17 protein-coding genes are annotated in these 16,853 nt (G+C 40.4%); 5 read left to right on the top strand and 12 right to left on the bottom strand.

Annotated features, from left to right (window positions below; translation table 11 throughout):
• Positions 1 to 285 precede the first annotated feature (285 nt).
• From tgt to AAHM81_RS01915, 3 genes are all read left to right on the top strand, one after another.
• Complete coding sequence (gene tgt / locus AAHM81_RS01925) at positions 286 to 1,410, top strand: tRNA guanosine(34) transglycosylase Tgt (protein ID WP_342265757.1); 1,125 nt, start codon at positions 286 to 288, stop codon at positions 1,408 to 1,410.
• Positions 1,411 to 1,415: 5 nt separating this feature from the next.
• Positions 1,416 to 2,489, top strand: a complete 1,074-nt coding sequence (locus tag AAHM81_RS01920) for an LptF/LptG family permease (protein WP_342265675.1) — start codon at positions 1,416 to 1,418, stop codon at positions 2,487 to 2,489.
• Between the two features lie 186 nt (positions 2,490 to 2,675).
• Entirely contained in the window at positions 2,676 to 3,206 is a 531-nt protein-coding gene (locus AAHM81_RS01915) for a hypothetical protein (protein ID WP_342265674.1), read from the top strand.
• Between the two features lie 380 nt (positions 3,207 to 3,586).
• Here AAHM81_RS01915 and AAHM81_RS01910 read toward each other — a convergent pair whose 3' ends face one another.
• Both AAHM81_RS01910 and dprA read right to left on the bottom strand, forming a co-directional pair.
• Positions 3,587 to 4,393: a rhodanese-related sulfurtransferase gene (locus AAHM81_RS01910; RefSeq protein WP_342265673.1), complete on the bottom strand. Its 807-nt coding sequence runs from the start codon at positions 4,391 to 4,393 to the stop codon at positions 3,587 to 3,589.
• 131 nt (positions 4,394 to 4,524) lie between these two features.
• Positions 4,525 to 5,637 carry a DNA-processing protein DprA gene (gene dprA, locus AAHM81_RS01905; RefSeq protein WP_342265672.1) on the bottom strand — a complete coding sequence of 371 codons (1,113 nt, stop codon included), beginning with the start codon at positions 5,635 to 5,637 and terminating at the stop codon, positions 4,525 to 4,527.
• Between the two features lie 144 nt (positions 5,638 to 5,781).
• Here dprA and AAHM81_RS01900 point away from each other — a divergent pair, with 144 nt between their 5' ends.
• Together AAHM81_RS01900 and AAHM81_RS01895 are read left to right on the top strand one after the other, a co-directional pair.
• Positions 5,782 to 7,326 (top strand): ankyrin repeat domain-containing protein, encoded by a 1,545-nt coding sequence (locus AAHM81_RS01900; protein WP_342265671.1) that lies wholly within the window; start codon positions 5,782 to 5,784, stop codon positions 7,324 to 7,326.
• Positions 7,327 to 7,375: 49 nt separating this feature from the next.
• A complete protein-coding gene (locus AAHM81_RS01895) occupies positions 7,376 to 8,812 on the top strand; it encodes a sodium:solute symporter family protein (RefSeq protein WP_342265670.1) in 1,437 nt (478 codons plus the stop codon).
• Here AAHM81_RS01895 and AAHM81_RS01890 read toward each other — a convergent pair.
• The 10 genes from AAHM81_RS01890 to AAHM81_RS01845 form a co-directional block, all read right to left on the bottom strand.
• Positions 8,755 to 8,922 carry a hypothetical protein gene (locus AAHM81_RS01890; RefSeq protein WP_342265669.1) on the bottom strand — a complete coding sequence of 56 codons (168 nt, stop codon included), beginning with the start codon at positions 8,920 to 8,922 and terminating at the stop codon, positions 8,755 to 8,757. The genes AAHM81_RS01895 and AAHM81_RS01890 overlap by 58 nt on opposite strands.
• 185 nt (positions 8,923 to 9,107) lie before the next feature.
• Positions 9,108 to 10,553 (bottom strand): Fe-S cluster assembly protein SufB, encoded by a 1,446-nt coding sequence (gene sufB / locus AAHM81_RS01885; protein WP_425286266.1) that lies wholly within the window; start codon positions 10,551 to 10,553, stop codon positions 9,108 to 9,110.
• Between the two features lie 76 nt (positions 10,554 to 10,629).
• Positions 10,630 to 11,355: a ribonuclease III gene (rnc, locus tag AAHM81_RS01880; protein ID WP_342265668.1), complete on the bottom strand. Its 726-nt coding sequence runs from the start codon at positions 11,353 to 11,355 to the stop codon at positions 10,630 to 10,632.
• Positions 11,340 to 12,590: a beta-ketoacyl-ACP synthase II gene (gene fabF, locus AAHM81_RS01875; protein WP_342265667.1), complete on the bottom strand. Its 1,251-nt coding sequence runs from the start codon at positions 12,588 to 12,590 to the stop codon at positions 11,340 to 11,342. The genes rnc and fabF overlap by 16 nt, the downstream gene beginning before the upstream one ends.
• Before the next feature lie 10 nt (positions 12,591 to 12,600).
• Complete coding sequence (gene acpP / locus AAHM81_RS01870) at positions 12,601 to 12,855, bottom strand: acyl carrier protein (protein WP_342265666.1); 255 nt, start codon at positions 12,853 to 12,855, stop codon at positions 12,601 to 12,603.
• Between the two features lie 9 nt (positions 12,856 to 12,864).
• Entirely contained in the window at positions 12,865 to 13,215 is a 351-nt protein-coding gene (gene rpsP, locus AAHM81_RS01865) for a 30S ribosomal protein S16 (RefSeq protein ID WP_342265665.1), read from the bottom strand.
• A 64-nt stretch (positions 13,216 to 13,279) separates the two neighbouring features.
• Positions 13,280 to 13,534, bottom strand: a complete 255-nt coding sequence (gene rpmA, locus AAHM81_RS01860; RefSeq protein WP_342265664.1) for a 50S ribosomal protein L27 — start codon at positions 13,532 to 13,534, stop codon at positions 13,280 to 13,282.
• Between the two features lie 4 nt (positions 13,535 to 13,538).
• Positions 13,539 to 13,853 carry a 50S ribosomal protein L21 gene (rplU, locus tag AAHM81_RS01855; RefSeq protein ID WP_342265663.1) on the bottom strand — a complete coding sequence of 105 codons (315 nt, stop codon included), beginning with the start codon at positions 13,851 to 13,853 and terminating at the stop codon, positions 13,539 to 13,541.
• A 101-nt stretch (positions 13,854 to 13,954) separates the two neighbouring features.
• Positions 13,955 to 15,439: a sodium:solute symporter family protein gene (locus AAHM81_RS01850; RefSeq protein ID WP_342265662.1), complete on the bottom strand. Its 1,485-nt coding sequence runs from the start codon at positions 15,437 to 15,439 to the stop codon at positions 13,955 to 13,957.
• A 58-nt stretch (positions 15,440 to 15,497) separates the two neighbouring features.
• Positions 15,498 to 16,670: a hypothetical protein gene (locus AAHM81_RS01845; protein WP_342265661.1), complete on the bottom strand. Its 1,173-nt coding sequence runs from the start codon at positions 16,668 to 16,670 to the stop codon at positions 15,498 to 15,500.
• Positions 16,671 to 16,853 lie beyond the last annotated feature (183 nt).

Below are 16,853 nucleotides of genomic sequence, written 5' to 3'. Positions count from 1 at the left end.
AAGCACTGAATCGACTTGCAAATTACCAGCAGAAGTAGCGTTTCGAAAGAAGTCTAAATGATGGCATAAAGGTGCATGATATGTATATCTGCTCATTTTACTAATTTAAGGTAAATTATGGACTTTATTGCTATTTTCCAGTTTGTGCTGGCGGCCTCGCATGCAGGATAAAGGTAAAAAGCCATATATTTGACCTGACATCCACAAGGGATTTCAGATAGGTAGGTTTTTTTGCCTACTATAATGCATAGGTTACTGAATAAAAATATAATCATCTATACTTCATTGCAGTTTTTAGTAGAACACGAAGATCCCCATTCTAAGGCTAGAGCAGGGCTGATCACTACTAGTAGAGGCACCATCCGTACGCCTATTTTTATGCCAGTAGGCACAATTGGGTCGGTAAAAGCTATTCCACAGCAAGTACTACAGGACCAGCTCGATGCTGATATTATCTTAGGCAATACCTACCACCTTTATCTGCGTCCAGGTACTAAAATCTTAGATGGAGCAGGAGGCCTGCACGCTTTTATGGGATGGCATCGTCCCATATTAACCGATAGCGGGGGCTATCAGGTCTACTCTTTAGCAGGCAATCGCAAGCTTACAGAGGCAGGGGTCACCTTTCGTTCCCATATAGATGGGTCCAGCCATCTCTTTACACCAGAAAGTGTAGTAGACATTCAACGCAGTATTGGCTCTGATATCATGATGGTATTGGATGAGTGTACGCCTTATCCTTGCAGCTACCACTATGCAAAGGATTCTATGGAGCGTACCCATCGCTGGCTCAAAAGGGGGATAGACTATTTCGATGCTACCTTAACGGAACAGTATGCCCATCAGACGCTTTTCCCGATTGTCCAAGGCAGCATTTATAAAGATTTGCGGGTACAATCTGCAGAAACCATTGCTGCAGCAGATAGGCCTGGCAATGCCATAGGAGGGGTATGCCATCCTACTGGCCAACTCTATGAGATTACAGAATTGGTTTGTTCCATTTTACCCAGAGATAAACCACGTTATTTAATGGGCGTGGGCACTCCGCTGGATCTTTTAGAGTGCATTGCATTAGGTGTAGATATGTTTGACTGCGTTATGCCCACTCGAAATGGACGCAATGGTACGTTGTTCACTACACAAGGCATCGTAAACATTAAAAATAGAAAATGGGCGCATGACTTTAGCCCTATAGATGCCGCACTGGGCGGCCCTGTCAGTGGCTATTATTCAAAAGCCTATCTGCGCCACTTGATTACCACTAAAGAACTATTAGGAGCGCAATTGGCCAGTGTGCATAACCTAACTTTTTATCTGTGGCTGGTGCGTCAAGCTAGCGTGCAAATTCAACAAGGTAACTTTGCCGCATGGAAGAACCATATGGTTAAAACCATCATGGAAAAAATCTAATCAACATGAAGCTACTAGATCGATATATTTTTAAGAAGTTTTTTTCCACTTTTTTTGTTGTACTGACCATTGTTACGCTAGTGATTGTTGTCATTCATGTAGCGGAAAATGTCAGCAGCTTTACAAAGCACCACCTTTCATTTTTGCAGGTATTTAGCTATTATTGCGTACTGGTTCCCTACATAGTGAATCTTTTAGTCCCTATTATTGTCTTTTGGACTACGATCTGGGTGACCACTAGATTGGCAAAGCGGTCAGAGATTATTGCCCTATTAAGTAGTGGCATTAGTTTGCATCGCATCATCACACCCTATATCATTATTGCACTGTTCCTTACTGGAGGTAATTTTTACCTAACGGGTTGGTTGCTAGCTAGTTCGAATAAGCAACGTGTTCAGTTTGAAACAGAATATCTTGGCATGGGTTTTTTTGTTCAATCAGACTATGTACAACTTAAAGTAGGTGCTGATCAATATCTCTATATTGCTAAGTACCATGGCTATAATGATACGGGATATGATGTCAGCTTAGATACTTTTCAAGACCATGCATTGGTTGAGCGACTGCATGCTGAAAAGATACAATGGTCTACAAGGGAGCAGACTTGGATGGTGCGGTCTTGGAAAAAACGTCTCTTTTTTCCAAAGCATGAGGAGGTTACAGAAGGAGATCGCTTGACCATTTCTTTAGAGGTGCACCCAGAAGATTTTTCCATTAACCCCAACCTAAAAGATGGGTTGACCCTTCCCGAGCTGACCTCACATATTCAAAAACTGATCTATAAGGGTAACGAAAGCGTCCGTTTTTTCATAGCAGAGTTACACATTCGATATATGACACCTTTTGCCATTATCATTCTGATTGTATTGGGTTTTTTGGTTGCAGTACATAAGCCTAGAGGTAGTGTAGGCAGGCGCATTACCTTAGGTAGTATCTTAGCCTGTTTGTATATCGTCCTCTTTTTATCTGCTAAAATTGTAGTGGAGACCCAAAGCGAACACCCACTGTTGGACATATGGCTGCCTAATATTATCTTTTCTATTATCTGTATAACTTTCTATCGACTCGTACCTAAATAATAGGCCCAATGGTGCTTGGATCATTGGCTACTAGGATAGTTATGCCCAAACAAAGCGCTGAATAACTAAATATATTACGTTATTTGTACAAATAATTGCTATATTCGTGCAAAACTTATTGCTTCCAGGCTATTTTTAGTGGTCTATAATGTATGTCTATAAAAGTTTAAATGTTAATCCCCCACCATGAAAACCAAGGTGCTTATTCTCACTACAACTGAGCCTGGTAATCCTTTTCCGGAAAATTTTAGTTGTTGGTGTGCGGGTGCATTAGAAGCCAAGGGGTACGATACAAAATTAGAAACAATCAGCTTAGACAAGTTCATAGAATCTTCCCAGCCTTTAGAGATTCAGCAAGAGCAGTTAACTGCTTTACAAGATACCCTATCCATGATAGAAAAGTTGGTTCTGATTCTTCCCGAACACAATAATATGATACCAGCTGGTTTAGATAACTTTATAGCGTTGGCTGCTACGATGAAAGACAAATATACGTTATGCAAATTAATAGCCATTGTAATGGATCCTGTTGCTGATAAGGGTGAGGAGCCGCCTGTGTTGTTTCGTTATCCACTGCATAAATTAGATCTGTTTTTTGGTCCAACCTTGAGTGCCAACCGCATACGTATTAGAAATAGCCCAACGGGTAATATGTGTCCGCTCTTTGCGGAATCTTATAACGACCTTTGTCGGTTGGTTGAACAAATTGTGGCGTAAAGGTAAAAAAACAGATTAGCCCTCACCCACACTGTTGGGTATAACCCGCGGTGTGGGTGAGGGCTGAAAAACATATCGCTCAGGTGTTAGTGTTTTACTAGACCTCTTGCAAAACCTATTTCTAATGGCAATTTTGGTGTCGAAGCTTGTCTATGCTCCTCAAATACATTAAGTATTCTGCGGTGCTCGACTACACTTCTCCTAAAAATTGCTCATCACAAAGTAGGTTTTGCAAGAGATCTACTAGAGCGCCATTTTTTATCGAAGGAGACGCTGCGGCTGGTAATAGATTAGCCACTTGCTTTTTCAGCCAAAGGTAGCGTATGCGTTCAACGCTATGGCCATAGTAGAAAAATGCCCCTGTAGATACGGAAAAAAGGCTATTTGTCTTTTAGACAAAATTTGCAACGAATACCAGGCTGGTAATTGTCATCTAAATCCGCTGTTGTTAAAGGCATGCGACAGCCATAGCAAAGTAGGCTGTTTCCTTTTTTTAATCCATGGCCTAGAGAGATGCGTTCATCAAAAACAAAACATTCTCCTTTCCACCTGGAAGCTTCTTCGCGCGTGTGGGCTAAATATTGCAGAATGCCACCACTAAGTTGATAAACCTCTTTGAAACCATTGGCCAACATGTAAGCAGATGCCTTTTCACACCTGATCCCTCCCGTACAAAACATAGCAATAGGCTGTTCCTTATAGGGCGTTAAATGGTTTTCAACAAAGTCAGGAAATTGGCTAAAATAGGTTGTTTTAGGATTCAATGCCCCTTCAAAGCTTCCCAACCGATGTTCGTAATCATTGCGTACGTCAACCAGAACAGCTGCCTTATCCAGGGTACGATGCCAGTCTGCAGCCAAGACGTGGTGGCCACGTAGTTTCATCGATGAAACCGCTGGCTTGTGCATGGTTATGATTTCTTTTTTTACTCTAACCTTTAAGTGGCGAAATGGTTTATGCCTCGCTTGAGAATATTGATACCACAAGTCACTAAATGGTGGCATGGTTGTTATCTGGGCTATGGCATCATCCAACAGATCAGGCGATCCAGCAATGGTACCATTAATGCCCTCTGGAGCAATCAGTAGGGTGCCTGTTAGGGCGCTGCATATAGATTGAAGATGCTGTTGAAGTGCTTCTAGACCATCTAGGGGCACAAATTTGTATAAGGTAGCTACTTTAAACATATATATGTTATAGTATTTAGATTTTAGTTGTTTCAAATTTAGCTAAATTCTTGTCATAAATTCTACTTTATCCTTTGGTAATGCTATTAGACCTTGTTCAAAACCTATCTTTAGTAGGCTTTGCAAGCAGTCTATTGTTTATAGATAGGGGCTAATGTAAAACGTTTGCCCGGCAGTGCGCGCAACAGCCCTTGTAATTCTAGTGACAATAATGCTGCTTGTAAGGCACCAGGGGATAGAGTGGTCATATAGGTTAGCCCATCAATCGTGATGGGTTGCGTTGCTTGTTGCAACTGTTTTAAGACCAATTGTTCTGATTCCGTAAGTGGATAATTGGCATACGTATCGGCTTGAGGTGGATGGTGCACTGTCCAGTTCATGATATAAGCTAAGTCATCTATATGGGCCAGGAGATGTGCCTGATGCCGTTTAATCAATCGATGGCATCCTGCAGAAGTAGCTGCGTAAATACTACCCGGTAAGGCAAAAACCTCCCGGTGGTAGCTGTTGGCATAGTAGGCAGTTATCAAGGCACCACTTTTTTCTTTGGCTTCAATCACTATGGTTACATCTGCTAGGCCAGCTAAAATTCTGTTGCGTGCCACAAAGGTATGGGCGCCTAGTCCACTGCCTATAGGGTATTCTGTCAGTAACCCCCCTTTGCCCCCACACATTTCTAGTGCTATTTTTTTGTGCGCAGTGGGATAGATTTGATGCAAACATGTTGGCAATACCGCTATTGTAGGTAACCCCATCTCTAATGCTTGTTTATGGGTCCATATATCTGCCCCATAGGCTAAGCCACTGACCACAACTGGCTGATAGGGAAGGAGTTGCTCTAAGAATTTGGTAATTGATGCTTGTCCATAAGTGGTTAATTGCCTGGTGCCTACAATGGTAACTATGCGTTGCTCATTCAATAGTGGTTTCCCCTTGTAGTAGAGCAGGGAAGGCCCATCTGGTAGTTCGAGCAACCGTTTGGGATAGGATGCCTCCTCTGTTGTCAACAGTTGAATGCCCTCTGCTTCATGGAGCTGGACAATCTTTTCTGCCTCGTTCAAGCTACCGCTTGAAGTGATCGATTGGGCTATTTTATAGGGAAGCAAACTGTTCCCTTTATGTGCAGCTGCAAATATTGCTTGGCCACTTCCAAAATAAGCTAATAATTTTTTTAATCGGGCAGAGCCTATACCTGGCACCAATGAAAGTGCCAATCGGTAGTGTTTTTCAGTTAGGGGAGCCATATGGCTAATTTACAGTATTTCTGATCTAAAACCGCTTATGCCTGCACTAAATCATTTGTATGCATAGTAGAAATTACTTAACATTAAAAGGATGCTTTTTAAAAATTAAAGGTAGATGATAGGCTTTATAGCCTAAAAACATATATGCTCGTATTTACTCATTTAATAGCAATTATTTATATAGGAGTGGGATTGTTGATTACTGCTTGTAATAGATATAGGCTTGGAGGTGTTCCTAGTGTGGAAGGTAAAGATGTTGGTACAACTAAAATAGAGCAAGGCGAGAAACCCCTAGATAGGTCTAAGCTTTTTGAAGTGGACGAGCATGGTAAGACCCTATTTTGTAAGGCAATAGAGGCAGGTAATTATAAGAAGCTGAGGCTTTTACTGAGTACGCTCTTAAGAGAGATAGAACATCTGAAGACGATCTCTTATGATGTAGTATGTTTAATAACTGGTTATAAGTTGAATAAGCAAGATAATAAACAATATCCTAAAAGGGCTTTGTTAGATCAAGTGTTAACTTCATATAATGGTGAGGTATTGGGATATACATGTACAGAAGAGTTGTTGGATATATTATTTCAGATACTTTATAAGTATGGCTTTGACTTGGAGCAAGCTTTTTTACAAAAGTATGGAGTAGATCAGAACACGATTATGCACTTAGCAGTTAATACTGCTAATTTGTCCATAATAATATCCTTAAAGTGGTGGTACCTTACCGCCCCTAACACTGGATTTGATAGCCTAATGCAGGTCTGTAGTATGCCAAATAAGCGTGGTATAAGCCCATTGTTCATCGTAACAAAAATGATCTATCACCCTCTATTGGCATGTGCTAAACAACATGCATATGATCTCGAATGTGAGAGATGTGACCATCAAATCGAGATGCGAATAAGGGGGGAAGAGATTGTCTTATATCTCCTAAAATTGGGTGTTCCAATAGAAGAGCTCCTTCATTATGTTGCTGAGTATGGCGATGGATATTTTATGATAGAAATCATGGAAACCATACAAAAAAGAGAAATCAATAACTATACGCCACAAGATCTGGCGTCTCTAAAAGATCAGCAAGAAGATTCTTTGCTTTTCTATGCAGTGCTGTGTCGTGATTATAAATTGGTAGACTACCTACTTGCCTTAGGTGCTTGTCCTATGTATTTTAATAAAAAAGGTCTTTGTCCGCTCTTCTTGGCTGTTGCGTTCCGTGATGTAGACATGGTAAAGAAGTTGTTACAAGTACCATGCATATTAGAGCGCAGGTGTAATGTACATCAGCAAAGCAGCAATGGCCTCAAGGCGCTGGATGTAGCAATGTCATCTGATGGCTGTGGAATGCGGCCAGTTTTAGAAAATTACTCCAATAATTTTAAAAGGGAATATAACAAACAGATTGTGCCTAATGGATGGAACTGGTCGGTTAACCCTGATATAGTACAACAAATATCCGATCGTTGTAATTATTTTGAAGCCAATGCAGTACAAAAAGCACCACACTCAAAGCTGTTTTTTCACGATAAATTATATAACAAGCTTGAGCTTAGAAAAAGAAAGTTTGCTGATTTTGAGATAGTATATAGTTTGAATACTTCTATTGGAACAAGTAAACCACCAAAGGCTCCTATGCTATCTTATTCGCTTGCTTCGTGGCTTTCCTCAAGTGATCCGAATGGGGGAGGATGAAGCAGTATGGCTAAAAAATATTCTTTAATAAATAGTTTATAATCCAATTATGTCGTTTGATATTCCGTTATTTACCATAATAAGTTTTTTGTTGTGTACCGCAGTGATCGTTTGTTGCTCTATTAAGAGATTTACCAATTTTCGAATATATGCTGTAGGGGATCGACAATTTTCTACAGTCAGCTTAGTAACTACTACCTTAGCTACTTATTATGGTGGCGCCACATTGATCGAACATCTAACAAAATTTTCTCTTGGGCCATTTTGGTTCAGTTGGAGATTGGGTGGTATTCTTCTCCCTTGTCTAGTTCTTAGTGGGTTAAGCATGAGGATGTCCAAGTTTATCTATCACATCTCCATGACAGAGACAATGGGCCGTGTATATGGTAGGTATCCAAGGATTATTACCGCTTTATTGGGTTGTTGTCATTCTATTACATTTGTTGCTACGCAAGTTTACATTATATCACAAGTTATAAGTGGATGCATAAGCTCAGTACATCCATTGATTATTACTATACTGGCTACTGTAATGCTGATTGCCTATACTATTTTCGGTGGTGCGCGTGCGGTTGTCTTGACGGACATATGGCAATTCTCCATTTTTGTTGTGCTTCTTTGCCTCTTCGCCTGGTTTATCTGTATAAAAACAGGCCGTCCTCTTAGTGAAACCCTTCTTTTAAAAAAAGATATGTGGAATAATTCATTGGTTGGTCAATCGAAATTAGGAATTATGTTTCGCTATTTAGCTGTTATATTTGCCTTTATAGAACCTGGTTACATGCAGCATATGTATATGTCTTCTACACCTTCTCAAGCAAAAAAAGTGTTTTTATATGCGGGTATTATTGGTTTTTGCATCATGTTGTGCTGTATAGTGGCTGGTGCATTTGTTGCTGCATGGGTACCATCCAGTGTACCAATAAACGGGATTTTCAAGTATATAATGGGTCATGCTTCTCCATTACTCAAGGGAGTCCTTTGTGTGTGTTTGTTAGCGCTTACTATGTCTACGGCTGATTCTAGGTTGCATATCTGTGCGGTTATGATCAGTTATGATATATTACCTGTGTTATTACGTGCTCGTTTTAGACGTCATCTTTCTTGTAGACACTATTATAGGGTAGCCTATATATCTATACTTGTGATTGCTACGTTAACTATTATTTTGTGCGTCAATAGTGCCTACCTTTCTACTTTACGTCGTATGACGAATGTACTCCACCGTTTTTATATGCCCATAGTGGCTGCTCCATTTATTTTAGCTGTTTTGGGCTTTCATAGCAGCTCACTTGCTGCGTTAATAGGTATGGTTGCAGGTGTACTGTCCGTTGTCTCTTGGCGCAAATGGGTTGCTCCGCTGTTGTTTACCGATAGTAGTACCTTTCCTTGCGTATTGGTCAATGGTCTAACCATGCTGGCTGTACACTATTTATGGCCACGGTCAAAGCGTGCAAAAAGTATCTGTTCAACACTATGGCCATAGTGATAAAATGCCCCTGTAAAAAGTTTCGAAATAGAAGCCACCCCTTGCAGATGATTGGGAAAAACAGATTCCTTTGAAGCCCGCGTAGCGGGCGACTTCTGTTTTTCCATCTGTAAGGGGTGGGTTCCGGAACTTTTTGCCGAGGGCTTGATTTTTTGTCCACTTTTTTATCAAGAAAAAAGTGGAATACAATTCATTATTAACCAGTGACGTGAATAGATACTGCAAAAAAGCTAGATAGTGAATAGATGTACAACAAATGAAGCAAAAACGAAAAGTGCTCTATGGGTGTTCCTTATCCCACGCTGCCCTCTAGGGTAAGTGCCAGCAGCTTTTGGGCTTCTACAGCAAATTCCATAGGCAATTGATTGAGTACTTCTTTGCAGTAGCCATTGACAATAAGCGCAATGGCATTTTCATGATCAATACCCCGTTGGTTGCAGTAAAAAAGTTGCTCTTCACTAATTTTAGAGGTGGTGGCTTCATGTGCAACCTTTCCGGTTGGGTTTTTTACCTCTATATAAGGAAAAGTATGGGCGCCACAGCTGTTGCCCATCAGTAAAGAATCGCATTGAGAAAAATTAGTGGCATGGGCCGCTCCAGCTGCGAGCTTGACCAATCCTCTATAACTATTGTTAGACTGGCCAGCTGCAATGCCCTTGGCTACAATGCGACTCTTAGTATGTTTCCCTAAGTGAATCATTTTTGTACCTGTATCTGCTTGCTGTTTGTTTTTGGTTACCGCTACAGAATAAAATTCACCAACTGAATGGTCTCCCATTAAAATGCAGCTAGGATACTTCCAAGTAATGGCTGAACCAGTTTCTACTTGTGTCCAGGAGATTTTAGCATGCGCGCCGGCACAAAGGCCTCGTTTGGTTACAAAATTATAGACCCCGCCTACGCCGTCTGCATTGCCTGGATACCAGTTTTGCACTGTAGCATATTTTACATGGGCTCCTTTTTCAGCATAAATCTCTACTACTGCAGCATGTAATTGGTGCTCATCCCGCATAGGGGCTGTACATCCTTCTAAATAGCTAACATAAGCATCTTCTTCTGCTACAATTAAAGTCCGCTCAAATTGACCTGTATTGCTGGCATTGATTCGAAAATAGGTCGAGAGCTCCATAGGACAGTGGACCCCTTTAGGAATGTAACAAAAAGAGCCATCACTAAATACAGCGGTGTTGAGGGTAGCAAAGTAATTATCAGTCATCGGGACCACCTTACCTAAATATTTTTGCACCAAATCAGGATGCTTTTGCACCGCTTCACTAAAAGAACAAAAAATAATCCCCAGCCGGTTTAATGTGTCTTTAAAAGTAGTGGCAACGGAAACACTATCTAATACCACATCCATAGCTACTCCCGCTAGCCTTTTTTGTTCCTCTAATGAAATCCCTAACCGCTTAAAGGTGGCCAGTAATGCTGGATCAGCCTCTTCTAAACTATTTAATTGTACCTTTTGTTTAGGTGCTGCGTAATAAATAATGTTTTGGTAATCTATAGGCGGATAGGTAACCTTTGCCCAGATAGGTTCTTTTAATTTAGAGAGATGATGAAAGGCTTGTAAACGCCGCTCTAGTAACCAATCTGGTTCATTTTTTTTCTCAGCAATGAGGCGAATGGTCGCTTCGGTTAAACCTTTTGGAATCGCATCTACGGGAATATTACTCTCAAAACCATATTGATAGTCAGATGAAGTAACAACATCTAGTATATCTTGTGCTTCCATAATTTGTCTAGATAAATGGTTGGTCACTTATAGAATGGGTCTTCAGAAAAGTTAAAGATAAGCGTTAGATGTTTTATCTTTATTGTTCTGTATATTGTAAGGCTTGCTGGGCAGCCATTTGTTCGGCACATTTTTTAGTTCTTCCCGTCCCTTCTCCCATAACCTTTTCATCCACAACCACCTGAGCGGTAAATTCTTTATAGTATTCATATTGTTTTTCTTCAAGAATCCTAAAAGTTACTTGACGGTGGTGTTTGTGTGCCCATTGAATAATTCTGCTCTTAAAGTTGGTGTCGTGCTCTATAAGCTCTTTCAAACTTATATAATTGACTATAAGACGCTCAATAACAAACTTTTGGCAGCGTTCATAACCATGATCTAAGTAAACGGCACCAATAAGGGCTTCTAAGGCATTGCCATAAATAAACTTATGGCCACTTCGTTTTACAAGATTTGTGTCATAATGCAATAGCTTATCTAAATGAATTTTACGTGCCAATCCATTTAAGGAATCCCTGTTGACCAACCTGGATCGTATGTCTGTTAAAAAACCCTCTTCTTTTAAGGGATATTTCTTGAAGAGATAGTCTGCTACAATGGCAGATAATATAGCATCCCCTAGAAACTCTAGCCGTTCATTGGAAGTATGTCCCTCTTCTATAGAGCTATGTTGAAGGGCTACTTTATATAAAGCTAGGTTTAAAGGCATCATGCCAGTAACCGCTCTTACAAAAGAGACCAACTGTTGCGTACCGGGATTTCGCTTTGTAAAAAAATACTGGAGTAAATTTAGGAATCTTCCCATCTTTTGAAGATTATAGAAACGTTGTGTCCACCAAAGCCAAAGGCATTGTTTTGTGCAAATAAAATAGATCTTGTTACTGCCTTGTTTAATGTCAAATTGATCCGTGAATCAATGGCTTCATCTAATACCTTATGGTTAATGGTTGGGGGTACTACCTGATGTAACAATGCTAAAACGGTGGCAATAGATTCTATAGCGCCTGCTGCACCTAGTAGGTGACCAGTCATCGACTTCGTCGAGCTAATATTCAGCTTATAGGCATGGCTACCAAATACATGTTCAATGGCCTGTATTTCATTGATGTCGCCCAATGGGGTGCTGGTGCCATGGGCATTGATGTAATCTATACAATCTGGTGAAAGGCCAGCATTGGCTAATGCGCGTTGCAATGCTAAAACTACCCCCTCCATATCTGGAGCGGTAATGTGGTAAGCATCTGCAGACATCCCTACACCTACTACTTCAGCGTAAATTTTAGCCTTTCTCTGCTGTGCGTGGGCATAAGACTCAAGGACTAAAGCGCCTGCGCCTTCGCCCATCACAAACCCATCTCTTGTCTTGTCAAAGGGGCGCGAAGCGGTTCGGTAGTCTTCATTACGTGTAGAGAGCGCCTTTAATGCATTAAAGCCAGCCATCCCTATTTGAATGATAGGTGCTTCAGAACCACCTGCTACTACTACATCTGCATCTCCTAACTTAATCAACTGAAAAGCAGCTACTATAGCATTTAATGCAGAGGCGCATGCAGCTACTGTAGCAAAATTGGGTCCCTTAAACCCATATTTAATAGATAGGTGGCCAGAAGGGATATCGGGTATAATCTTGGGAATAAAAAAAGGATTGATTTTTGGATCCATACTATTGGCAGCAAGCTCCAAGACAGTTGCTTCTGTAGTACCTAAACCGCCTATACCAGAGCCCCATACCACCCCTACACGTGTCTTATCTACTAAAGAGTTGGTTAAGGCGGCATCTTGTATGGCCTCATCCCCAGCTACCATAGCATACTGGGTAAATGGATCCATTCTCCTAATATCTTTTACATCAAGGTAGTTATGGGGATCATACGCTTTTAAGGTGCAGGCAAATTTGGTCTTATGGCGAGTTGTATCAAACTTAGTGATGGGTTCCGCGCCACTTTGACCAGCAAGCAGCCCTCTCCAGTATGCTTCAACAGTATTGCCAATGGGGGTAAGGGCACCTAATCCTGTAATAACTACTCTTGTTGGTAACATAAAAAGGTGGCTAAGCTTTGCGTTGCGTCAAAACCTCTTCTAAATAACTTACTACACTGCCTACAGTTTGTAGGTTGGTAGCTTCATCATCCTTAATATATACATTAAACTTTTTTTCAAGTTCCATAATCAATTCGACTTGGTCGAGAGAATCAGCACCTAAGTTATTTGCAAAATGTGCTGTAGGCAAAACCTCTTGAGTAGGAACATGCAACTTCTCTACAACAACGGCCACTACTTGGGCCATAATATCTTCTCTATTCATTAAAATCAACTATTTTATATATTTTTTTGCTTGGTCTTCCTTCCAATTCGTAAATCTTTCGTCCGCTTCTGCTTGGGTAATAGCTCCTTTTGTGACCCCGACTTGCAGATGCTTTCTGAGCAATACACCTTGTTTAGACAAAAGGTTTTTAACGGTATCGGTAGGTTGTGCACCTTGAAAAAGCCATTTCAACGCACTGGTTTCATTAAGCTTAACCGTTGCAGGAGCCGTGTTGGGATTATAATTCCCAATTTTTTCTATAAAACGACCATCTCGTGGCGACCTTGCATCAGCTACGACGATGTCATACTCTGCTAGATGTCTTCTGCCACATCTAGCTAACCTTATTTTTACAGCCATAGTATTATCTTAAAAGTCTATTATTTTTTGCCTATTCTAGCCACATATGTCAAATCACCATGGGCTAGATATTATCTACCGATACAATAGACCGCATATCTTTCTTTTTTTTAAAGACAACTACCCCATTGGTTAAAGCAAATAAAGTGTGATCCCTTCCTAAGCCAACATTTTTTCCAGGATAATAGCGGGTGCCTCTTTGCCTAACAATGATATGGCCAGCTATTACTGCTTCTCCACCATATTTTTTTATGCCGAGCCGCTTACTTTCTGAATCTCTTCCGTTACGGGAGCTACCAGCTCCCTTCTTATGTGCCATGTTATTATTTTATAATATCTTCAATAACAATTCGCGTGTGATCTTGACGATGCCCTCGCTTTACTTTATATCCATTTCGTCTTTTTTTCTTAAAAACGATAATTTTATCTGCTTTGGTATGTCCCAATACCTTGGCCTGAACCGTTACGCCATTCAGCGTAGGTGCACCAACAGCTACCGTACCCGCTTCATCATCTAAAAGCAAAACTTTATCAAAAGTGAGCAAAGCACCCACTTCACTTTGCAATTTAGGGGTGTAGAGCCATTGTTCCTTGGAAACTTTAAACTGTTTCCCAGCTATTTCTACAACTGCGTACATATTTTATAAGCTAAATAATAAACCTTTCTAAAATGTAGAAAGGATAAACCTTAACAAACTTAAGCTTTTTTCTATAAAATAAAAAAAATGGCTAGCCGATATTAATTTTGTCTATTGGTTTTTACAGCATGTGGCTGCGATTTAGGCTTAAGTGGGTCAAGGATTTTTTTCGTTGCTGGTCCTTTTGGCATTGTGGCTCGTAAATAGTGCGTGGTGAGCATGGCCAAACCATTCATCAACATACAGGGGACGTGGCCACTATTTGTCCCGACTATAGGGGCAAGCCACTTTTGCCAAACAAAGACAGCAAGTAAGCCGGTTGTCATTCCTATTGCAGCTGCTGAGGAAGTAGTACGGAAGCCTAAGACCGCTAAAATAAATGGGGCTAGAATCGTTGGTACATAGAGGCGTCCATACCATATAAGTCCTTGGAGAAGTGTGCGGAGTGAGCAGTTAAAAGCCAATACCATAGTCAGGAGGGCTAGCGCCAACAGTATTATGCGGGCCATCCGGAACTGGTAGGCGTGCAAACGTTTTTTTAGCAAACGAATGCTTTTGGGTATATCATAGGCAAGCATAATACTAGCTACATGCAATCTAGAATCCACTGTGGACATGGCAAAAGATAATATAATGATGCATACCATTCCTTTTACCAAAGGGGAAGCATGTGCAAGGAATTGGGGCCAAATATTATGAGATGGTAGATGTGGCAACCATGCGAAAACAAATAGCCCAACTAGGATGATACATCCTATGAGTATGCTAGAAAAGATACTAGCATATAAGAATGCTTTTCTTGCTTGAGCAGGGCTGTGGCATACATATACATTTTGCACGAGATAGGGGCTTAGCGCAATAAAAAGTGTAGACAGGTATCGAAGTGTATTTGGCACCTTTTGATGAGAAGGCATAATATGATGTAGTTGAAATTGGTTTTGGGTTTGTAAAAAATGAATGATTTCAAGAGGGGATTTACCTGTCTTTTTGAGAATCACCCCAGCTAGTATAATAATAAGGGTAGAAAAAATAATACATTGCCATACATCTGTAAAGGTAATGGCACGCACTCCACCAAACATGGCATAGACAATCAAAACTATGGTAATGAGTATGGTAATGGCCAGTGGGCTAACTGAAGTTATAAATAGGCTGGTTGCCTCAGATATCATACGAATTTGCAAAGAGACAATAATGATGGCATTACACACCTCAAATAAAGCGGTCACAAACCTTGCATAACTGCCATATACATTGCCCATGGTCTCTGGCATGGATAGGTTATAGATAAACTTAGACATACGTCCTGCTAACCAACTTAATATCAATAGGGGAAAAAGCGCAATAATGATTCTATGCGCTATAGGCCAGCCACCTGTAGGAGCCTCTGTTATACTAGCCCTGAGTAGCCCCCCTGGGCAGTAAACGGCTATTATGGTGGCTACTACAGCAGCTGTGCTAAATTGCCTATGCCCAACGGCATGCTCCCGAAAGTTGGTAACCTTTTTCTTCAAGGAACAAAAAAACATTATTAAGGTAAATAGTAAAAAAATTACAAGTAACAGTAGTGAAATATCAAGTGCCATAATTACAACAATTTGTTTATGTAAACTTCATTTAAGTGGCCTGGTGTTATCTATCTGGTCAGTGGTGCGCAAGACTCCAGAACTGTCCTGGTGGCGTTTCTAATTCTAAGATTCTTAGACTTGCTTCTAAAGTAAGTAAAGCAGATGCACACTTGTGGTCTTTTGCAAGCTGCCAAAGGCTTAACAAATTTTCTCTTAGATTCTCATTTGCATCATTAGATAGCAGGGCTTTCAGTTGTTGTTTGAGTCGGTCTGAAATGCCGAGCGAGTTAACATTTTTTAATGTAAATGATAAACGTTCTGTGAGGAACTTTACAGTATCTATGTCTTTTGGTTCTAGTAGATTCTTATCCAATGCTGTATGGATGAGTGTGTAGTTAGATGGGCCACAAGGACACTTCTTTATAAGAACCTCTAAAAGAGCAAAGGGGCCTAAAACGGTATCTATTGTATCAAGTAATGTTCCTACTAGCTCTAATCTGTTATGATGTACTGCCTTAAACAGCCGTTCGAGTTTCTTTTTATTGCTTATAAGCGCTTGTATTACTGCCTCAGACTGGCATTTGGACATACCCGAAAAATGCATGCAGGTAGAGGTGGCAGAACGGTCGCTGCAGTTGTGTACCTCCTTTATTAAATAAGTCAGTTTATGAGGATCTTTTTGCTCTAGTGCTATATCCAATAAATCGTTTCCTGCACTATCTCTGTGGGCAGTATGATTCAGCCCCACATAATGATGTGTAACTTTGAGCAAAAGCTGCACTATCTCTATACTGCCTCGTTGCATTGCGACCCCTAGAGGTGTTTCTTCGTAGGCATTCTTCCAAAGAAGTGCACTATTCTTATAGGGACCCTTTTCTAGATATTCCTTCATCTTATTTTTGTCCCAAAAAAAACTACTTTGTACTAAGTGTATTATTTTATATTGCTCGTAAAGAAGATTATCACTACCGTTCTTGTCTAATAGTAATGGCTTCATCTTGTCTAATAAGAGGTCCATAATAGCTAGTGCATTGGTTCCACGTTTTCCTGCTGCTTCATGCAGAAAGCTTGACATGTTTTCTGGACGCATCTCAAAGAGGTATTCTATATCATCGTTGTCTAAATCCGTTAATAATGTTCTTACTGTACTTTCGTCGTTATGATCTATTGCCCTAAAAAGTTTTTTTGACCAAGGGCTTAGCACGGGATTATCATCCATTTCACTGCTATTTTTACACCATGTATCCATTCCTATATCGAGGCTATCAACCTTATGCTTGCCACTTAGCTTACTACACGCACAAAGCAACAAACAAACTATGAAAATGGGCAATGTAAAGCTGAAATGCTTAGTATAATATTTAATCTTCATTGGATACAATGAAAAAATTATTATTTAATAAAAATTTAACTAAGCTTAGAATTTAAGGTT

It is taken from the genome of Cardinium endosymbiont of Philonthus spinipes (assembly GCF_964030745.1).
Classification (GTDB): Bacteria; Bacteroidota; Bacteroidia; order Cytophagales; family Amoebophilaceae; genus Cardinium.
The sequence above is the reverse complement of the archived record's forward strand: the minus strand, read 5'-3'. Positions and strand labels throughout refer to the sequence as shown.

Bases quoted from the DNA above. Each gene is read 5' to 3' on its own strand.
- AAHM81_RS01920 (WP_342265675.1), top strand. From the start codon at position 1,416: ATGAAGCTACTAGATCGATATATTTTTAAGAAGTTTTTTTCCACTTTT.
- AAHM81_RS01915 (WP_342265674.1), top strand. From the start codon at position 2,676: ATGAAAACCAAGGTGCTTATTCTCACTACAACTGAGCCTGGTAATCCT.
- AAHM81_RS01910 (WP_342265673.1), bottom strand. From the start codon at position 4,393: ATGTTTAAAGTAGCTACCTTATACAAATTTGTGCCCCTAGATGGTCTA.
- dprA (WP_342265672.1), bottom strand. From the start codon at position 5,637: ATGGCTCCCCTAACTGAAAAACACTACCGATTGGCACTTTCATTGGTG.
- AAHM81_RS01900 (WP_342265671.1), top strand. From the start codon at position 5,782: ATGCTCGTATTTACTCATTTAATAGCAATTATTTATATAGGAGTGGGA.
- AAHM81_RS01895 (WP_342265670.1), top strand. From the start codon at position 7,376: ATGTCGTTTGATATTCCGTTATTTACCATAATAAGTTTTTTGTTGTGT.
- AAHM81_RS01890 (WP_342265669.1), bottom strand. From the start codon at position 8,922: ATGGAAAAACAGAAGTCGCCCGCTACGCGGGCTTCAAAGGAATCTGTT.
- rnc (WP_342265668.1), bottom strand. From the start codon at position 11,355: ATGGGAAGATTCCTAAATTTACTCCAGTATTTTTTTACAAAGCGAAAT.
- fabF (WP_342265667.1), bottom strand. From the start codon at position 12,590: ATGTTACCAACAAGAGTAGTTATTACAGGATTAGGTGCCCTTACCCCC.
- acpP (WP_342265666.1), bottom strand. From the start codon at position 12,855: ATGAATAGAGAAGATATTATGGCCCAAGTAGTGGCCGTTGTTGTAGAG.
- rpsP (WP_342265665.1), bottom strand. From the start codon at position 13,215: ATGGCTGTAAAAATAAGGTTAGCTAGATGTGGCAGAAGACATCTAGCA.
- rpmA (WP_342265664.1), bottom strand. From the start codon at position 13,534: ATGGCACATAAGAAGGGAGCTGGTAGCTCCCGTAACGGAAGAGATTCA.
- rplU (WP_342265663.1), bottom strand. From the start codon at position 13,853: ATGTACGCAGTTGTAGAAATAGCTGGGAAACAGTTTAAAGTTTCCAAG.
- AAHM81_RS01850 (WP_342265662.1), bottom strand. From the start codon at position 15,439: ATGGCACTTGATATTTCACTACTGTTACTTGTAATTTTTTTACTATTT.
- AAHM81_RS01845 (WP_342265661.1), bottom strand. From the start codon at position 16,670: ATGGATACATGGTGTAAAAATAGCAGTGAAATGGATGATAATCCCGTG.